A 6,828-nucleotide genomic window follows, 5' to 3' on the forward strand; every position below is an offset into this window, starting at 1 on the left:
CAGTGTGGTCAGATTGGTGAGCGAGCCTAGGAAGCTGATGTCGGTAATTCTATTGTTGTTGAGATGCAGTTCTGTCATGCTTGAAAGTATCTGCTCTGCTGCTTGTGCGTCATCAGTGCCAGCCTTTTTTAACAACACTTCAACTGTGTGTCTTGCCGATTCTGAAAGACTGTCAATATGCCTGCACCAGTCCGCAAAGCTGCTAAAACTCATTGGCTCGTTTGGTTGTTTTTCTGACATAAAACACTCCTAGATGGGGAATGGGGCATCGGGCATGGGGCATGGGTAATGGGAATACTGTTGACTATTGACTATTACAAATCGCCCTTGCGTACCTTCTGTTACTGAGTTAAGTGTGCTATTTCAAATCTTCCAGCTTAATCCGAGGATCGACAGCCTTCAACAGCAAATCTGCCAACAAATTCCCCACAATCAACATCGTCGCACCCATCATCAAACTTGCCATTACTAAATACAAATCTTGATTGTTCACCGCATCCAGAGTCAGCTTTCCCAAACCCGGCCAATTAAAGAAATATTCGGCAATAAACGCACCGCTCAACAAACTAGCAAACTCAAAACCCAATAGGGTAATCAACGGATTAACTGCATTCCGCAAAGCGTGAACGTAAATTACTCGATCGTCCGGCAAACCTTTAGCCCGTGCTGTTCGGATATAATCTTGACGCAGCACGTCCAACAATTGTCCGCGCATCAATCTTTGCAAACCAGCAAAACCAGTAAGGCTGAGGGCGACTGTTGGCAAAATTAAGTGCCAGCCGTAATCGAGGATTTGACCCCACCAAGGTAAGTCTGCGTGGTCAATGCTCGTCATCCCTCCGACGGGAAACAGAGGCGAAGTATTCTGAGCAAAAAATAGCAGCAGCAAAGCTGTGATAAAGCTGGGAAATCCTTGTCCCGTGTAGCTGACTACTTGCAGAACTCGATCGACTGTGCGGTTTTGATTGACGGCCGCGACTATTCCCAAGGGAATCGCGATCGCCCAAGTTACAATCAAAGATGCGATCGCCATTAATAGCGTCGCCGGTACTCGTTCCCACAGCAGCGAAGCTACGGATCGCTGATACACAAAACTCGTGCCAAAATTCCCCCGCGTCACAATTTGTTGCAGCCACAGCCAATACTGCACAATAGCTGGTTTATCTAAGCCGAACTGCTGTGCGAGTTGCTTGAGTGTCTCCGGCGAAATCTTCGGATTTTGGCTCAATGTATCCAAGTAATTTCCCGGTGCCAGTTCAATAATTGCAAAACAAAGAGCCGATGCCAAAAAGAGGGTTAAAAGTGCCTGCAAAAGTCGCTTTAAAACATAAGTAAATGTTTCGCCACCAAACAGAGAATTCAACTTTCGCCAATTTCGATTCAATTTAATAGAAGTCATAGGATTTTAGATTTTAGATTTTAGATTTTAGATTTGAAGAATTGTGAATGATATTGATTCCGGTTGCATCGGCATGATTTAACCACAGAGAACGCAGAGAACGCAGAGAAAGAGAAGAGAGAGATGAATAATTCCGATGCAAAGGTCAAGGATATTATTTGTCAGCAGTCAACTGTCAACTGTCAACTGTCAGCAGTCAACTGTCAACTGCCAACAGTTAACTAACTAATATTCAACTAGCGTGACGATCGGCACATCCGGCAATTTCTGCCTGCCGCCCAAAGCCTGCAATTCAATGATAAAAGCAAAACCGACAAGCTCGCAGCCAGCTTGTTCCAACAATTTAGCCGTGGCCGCCGCTGTTCCGCCAGTGGCGATTAAATCGTCCACAATCAGCACCCGGCTGCCGGATGTCATCGCATCTCGGTGCATCTCCAGTCGATCGACACCGTACTCCAACTCATACTCAGCAAAATGAACCGCACCGGGCAGTTTCCCTGGTTTGCGGACAGGAATAAAGCCTATTCCCATTTTATAAGCCAAAGGCGCGCCAAAGATAAAGCCCCGGGATTCCATGCCCACCACATAGTCAACAGACATTGCAGAGCATTTTTCGGCTAAGCTGTCAATGGTGTAGCTGAGCCCTTGCGGGTCGCGCAGCAAAGTTGTAATGTCTCGAAACAGAATTCCCGGCTTGGGGAAATCAGGAATGTCGCGAATCAGAGATTTGAGATCCATAAGCTTGCAGATCGGCGTTGAGGGTAACGAGGCATCAAAAATGGTACAATAATAACGTCAAAAAATAAAAATTAAAAAATAAAAATTAAAACTAAGAGCTTCTTTAATTTTTATTCTTTAATTGCTTAATCCTTTACGTACTATGTAAACAAATGTCATAATTCCCTAACAACAGGGTTGAATATCAACATTTGTCACCCTATGATCGAAAGTCAAAAATCTAATATCTAAAATCCAATGATTAAGTTGGCAGCACGAGTGGGTGAGGTTTCTCCTTCCATAACCTTGGCGATCGCCGCTAAGGCTAAAGCCATGAAGGCCGAAGGGATTGATGTCTGTAGTTTGAGTACGGGAGAACCCGACTTTGATACCCCCGAACACATTAAAGCAGCGGCAAAACAAGCTTTAGACGCGGGCAAGACTAAGTACGGCCCTGTGGCTGGGGAACCGCAGTTAAAAGCTGCGATCGCGCGCAAACTCAAATCCGACAACAATCTCAACTATCAACCAGAAAATATCATTGTCACCAACGGCGGCAAGCATTCCCTCTACAATCTGATGATGGCTCTGATCGAGCCTGGAGAGGAAGTAATTATTCCGGCTCCCTACTGGCTAAGCTACCCTGAAATGGTGAAACTCGCTAGCGGCAAGCCAGTAATTGTACGGACTGATGCTTCTACAGGATATAAAATTACACCGGAACAACTGAGTCGAGCGATTACTCCCAAAACCAAGTTATTTGTACTGAATTCGCCTTCTAACCCGACGGGAATGGTGTATACTACGGCGGAAATCAAAGCGTTAGCTGAGGTGATAGTCGATCGAGATATTTTAGTCGTTGCTGACGAGATTTACGAAAAAATTATATATGATGACGCCCAACACGTCAGCATCGGTTCCCTAGGCCAAGAAATCTTCGATCGCACCCTGATCAGCAGCGGTTTTGCTAAAGCTTACTCGATGACAGGCTGGCGAGTCGGTTATTTGGCCGGGCCGAGCGAATTAATTAAAGCCACCAGCACCATTCAAGGTCACAGTACATCAAATGTGTGTACTTTTGCACAGTACGGCGCGATCGCAGCTTTGGAAAGCAGTCAAGAGTCTGTCGAAACAATGCGTCTAGCTTTTGCCGAAAGGCGTCAGGTAATATTTGAATTACTCGATGCTGTCCCTGGAATTAGCTGTATTAAACCAGACGGTGCTTTCTATATGTTTGTCAACATCAGCAAGACTGGAATGAATTCTTTGGAATTTTGCGACGCTTTCTTAGAACAGCAGCAAGTAGCAGTTATTCCGGGGATTGCGTTCGGTGCAGACGACCATATTCGCTTGTCTTACGCCACCGATTTAGGCACGATTAAAAAAGCCGTAGAAAGGCTCGATAAATTTGTCCGCAGCATCTAAAAATTAGTTAGTAGTCAGTGGTTATTTGTTATTTGTTATCGGTAGCAGCTTAATGCTGACTGCTGACTGCTGACTAATGACTAATGACCAATGACTAATCACTAAAGCTGTTTAGTCATGATTTCCTTGAGCAAATCCAGCCCCTTCTTAACTCGCCGAGAAACTGTCACCGCACTGATACCCAAGCGTTCAGCCGTTTCTTTCTGCGTCAAATCGTAGAGAAAAACAAACTCCAATATCTCGCGAGTCCGTTGTTCCAACATAGCCAAAGCTTGCTGTACGCGAATTTGATCCTCTTGCGCCAACTGAAAACTCCGATATTTGCTATCGGGCACCAATTCTCCCAGACAAGTAGCCCCCTCATCTTCATCTTGCATCGGCGCGTCCAAACTCAGAGGCGATCTGTTGAGATGGGCCAACTTAATTTCTTGCCATTCTTGTACAGAAACCTCAAGGACTGCTGCTACTTCAGCATCCGTAGGTTTGCGGTTTAACTGCACCTGCAACTCCTTGATCGCTGCTACTGATTTGCGTTCCAGGGACTGCCAGTGGCGGGGAAATCGCACAGAAGGGCTTTTGTCCCGCAAATAGTGTTGAATTTCGCCCCGTATGTAGGGAATTGCAAAGGAACTAAAAGCGTGTCCCTTGGCGATATCAAACCGCTCGATCGCCCTGATCAACCCAATACATCCGACTTGCAGCAAATCGTCGTAGCTTTCACCGCACTGGTTGATCCAGTGGTAAACTTCTTTTCTGACCAGTCCAATATTCAGTTTAACTAACTGATTGCGGATTTCATTAGAGCCAGAAAGTTGGTACTCGCGCAACAATTGCAAATTTTCGCTTTTTAGCTCGTTCGGCAGTGTGGTAGACATGGTGGCATAAGGGTGGGTAGAGCAGAGGACTGAAGTTGCTTTAGATCTAGTTTCCAATCTAGTCTAAAAAAATTCACTTTTATGTAGTGTAATCGTAGCACTTAATATGTGTGATAGCGGACACACCAGTTAAGTTTTCGGAACGTGAACGGATTTAGCGGGATTATCCGAAGGTTTTCGACATAAGGCAGACTTTTACGAGGTAGAAGGCCTTCGACCAAATCTCCTATTTAATCATGTTTTTTAAAAAAATACATTATAAGCTGAAAGCGCTGTGAAGACAATACTTTAATTAATAAAAAATCCCAACTTCATAACTTGCGAATTACCACAATTAAATCATAAATTTAGTCATTAGTCAACAGTCCTAAGTTAGGTTGCTCAAGACTGTTGGCTAATGAAGAGCGAGCAGTACCTTTAGGGTAAAAAACTACTCAAGTTCGATCGATCCAGAAAGCCAATTTTACGATACAGAAGGCTCAATCCGAGCGTAAAACAAACCCCGAATTTTCACGTCCAGAGCCGGTCTAGCTCCCAAATCAGTATCAGAAGGCTGCGTGCTCTCAAAAATCCCGCCAACTTCGCCAGTGGCGCTGTTAACTTTAGCAACTTGGAGAGAAATTCTGCCCGCCTTGGTGCGAGTGTCAGCCAGCTTAACATTAGACCGTTGCAGTTTGGAATTGTCAGTAGCCGGAAGCGCTACAGCATTGTCGTAGCCAGTCGATACCCCGCGACCTTTAGGGTCTAAAAAGCCTGCGCTGCGGTAAGAAGGAACGTTAAACTCCCCTCTCAAATCGGTGGAAGTATTGATAGCAACTACTCCGGGTTCGGAACTAGCTACCAGTTCTTTAATGGTAAACAAGAAAGGTACTTGCTCTCCGCCCGGTAATTGAATCGTAATAGCTTGAAAATCCAAGCCGTCTTCTTCTGTGAAAGTCAGAGTTCCGTCATTACCGACCTTAAGCGTACCTTGAACTTGGTCAATGCTCGACGTGAACCGTGTCAGCAATTTACCAGGCACAAATTCCGCTTCTTGGCGTTTGTTTGCTGGTTCTTCCTTCACAAAATAAGTTGTGGGCTGCAAACACAAACCAGTCAGTTTATAGGTGGCGCCTGCTTCGATGGGGATCGATCCCCGAGAAGTTTCTGCCAAGCTAGGGCAGTTATTAGCCAAGCCAGTACCTCTAATCTCGTCGTAGGTGAGCAACTCAGTAGTCGCCACCGTCGTGTCAGAAGCAGAAGAACAAGCAACCAGCGCACTCATGCAAAATGCTAAAAGTGCAACAATTAAAGCACGATATTTCATTGCAAACCTCAATATCCAACATCGGATTATATTAAGAAAAAGCCCTACTTCGAGCAAAATATAATTGCCCGCCGGCAGGCTAGGCCAGCGCTTAGGGCAGCATTTAGATCCAGATCGCTCGCTTCACCGACACCGGCATTGACTCAGAAAATCAAGCTAGTGCGCCGTGAAAATAAGCATGAACTTATGATTTCTCAATCATGTTCCGATCGCAGCCCAATACACATGGTACGACGGGTTGTGCTCTTTTCCTGACTTGGACTGCAAATTAATATTGCTTAAGTCAACCTACTTAAGTTACTTTGCTTATGACCCCGAATGGCGATCGCGACTAGCTCGATTAGTCGGTTGACCAAAAGGCTGGGGACAAAGGCCTTGTAGATTTCAAAGGAAGCAGCGGTATGGACAACGGCAAAGATTTAGAGTCAGAAAAGTTGCAGTCTCAAATGCAATCGCTGACAGAGGCGATTCGGACTTTAGCCGAAAGTTGTCAGGGAGACAGTCTGCTGCTTTTGGCCCTGCTGCGGAGGCTGGAAGCTTCGCACCGGGAAATTCGGGACGGTTTGTTTCAAGCGTCTTTTCCCGACAACCGCCAAGCACTTTACAAACTGCTCAGGAATATTGAAGCCAATGGCGGCTGGCCTTACATCCACCGCATGAAACTTCGATCGCTCTTGGGGTACACCCAACAATTATCTCCTCTAGAAGATTCTCCGGCCGAGTCGCCAGAAGACTCGGCCGAAACTCCCCAGGACGTTAAATAGTTATGAGTGATGAGTTTAGTGAGTTTTACATTAACTCATAACTCATCACTGAGCGGCGCGATCGCACCTAAAGCCCCTAAGGTGTAGGAAAAGGTGTAGGAAAAGGTATCGGGTTCGGCACCGGCGTCGGGAACGGCGTCGGGCCGGGCATTGGCCATAGTCCGGGAGTCCGCGCCGGGGGGATCGAACTAATTGACAGCAGGGGCGAATCAGCATCAGGCACGCTAACTGTCGGTGGAATCGGAATCCTCGGAGTCGGCGTCGGAGGCGAAGTTGGAGTAGGAGGCGAAGTTGGAGTAGGAGGCGAAGTTGGAGTAGGAGGCGGAGTTGGAGTAGGAGGCG

General features: G+C 46.2%; 7 protein-coding genes and 1 pseudogene. 2 read left to right on the forward strand and 6 right to left on the reverse strand.

The genetic code is table 11. The features are described from left to right. The 3 genes from QUA77_RS23075 to QUA77_RS23085 all read right to left on the reverse strand — a co-directional run. The coding region (locus tag QUA77_RS23075; RefSeq protein WP_333452731.1) for a leucine-rich repeat domain-containing protein at positions 1-240 on the reverse strand (240 nt) is incomplete at its 3' end. Between the two features lie 118 nt (positions 241-358). Then, entirely contained in the window at positions 359-1,399 is a 1,041-nt protein-coding gene (locus tag QUA77_RS23080; RefSeq protein WP_333452733.1) for an ABC transporter permease, read from the reverse strand. 225 nt (positions 1,400-1,624) lie between these two features. Next, on the reverse strand, positions 1,625-2,137 hold the full coding sequence (locus QUA77_RS23085; protein WP_333040475.1) for an adenine phosphoribosyltransferase: 513 nt from the start codon (positions 2,135-2,137) through the stop codon (positions 1,625-1,627). Between the two features lie 237 nt (positions 2,138-2,374). Between QUA77_RS23085 and QUA77_RS23090 the strand changes: the two genes are divergently transcribed. Continuing rightward, complete coding sequence (locus QUA77_RS23090) at positions 2,375-3,541, forward strand: pyridoxal phosphate-dependent aminotransferase (protein WP_333040476.1); 1,167 nt, start codon at positions 2,375-2,377, stop codon at positions 3,539-3,541. Positions 3,542-3,642: 101 nt separating this feature from the next. On the opposite strand, the gene QUA77_RS23095 is transcribed toward QUA77_RS23090, so the two are convergent. Both QUA77_RS23095 and QUA77_RS23100 read right to left on the reverse strand, forming a co-directional pair. Further along, positions 3,643-4,416 carry an RNA polymerase sigma factor SigF gene (locus QUA77_RS23095; RefSeq protein WP_333040477.1) on the reverse strand — a complete coding sequence of 258 codons (774 nt, stop codon included), beginning with the start codon at positions 4,414-4,416 and terminating at the stop codon, positions 3,643-3,645. 463 nt (positions 4,417-4,879) lie between these two features. Beyond that, entirely contained in the window at positions 4,880-5,722 is an 843-nt protein-coding gene (locus QUA77_RS23100) for a photosystem II manganese-stabilizing polypeptide (RefSeq protein WP_333040478.1), read from the reverse strand. 401 nt (positions 5,723-6,123) lie between these two features. Here QUA77_RS23100 and QUA77_RS23105 point away from each other — a divergent pair, with 401 nt between their 5' ends. Continuing rightward, positions 6,124-6,486: a hypothetical protein gene (locus QUA77_RS23105; protein WP_333040479.1), complete on the forward strand. Its 363-nt coding sequence runs from the start codon at positions 6,124-6,126 to the stop codon at positions 6,484-6,486. 76 nt (positions 6,487-6,562) lie between these two features. Here the strand turns inward: QUA77_RS23105 and QUA77_RS23110 are convergent. Continuing rightward, positions 6,563-6,828, reverse strand: a pseudogene (locus QUA77_RS23110) (calcium-binding protein); the annotation flags it as partial.

Source organism: Microcoleus sp. K5-D4 (genome assembly GCF_036704575.1).
Classification (GTDB): Bacteria; Cyanobacteriota; Cyanobacteriia; order Cyanobacteriales; family Microcoleaceae; genus Microcoleus.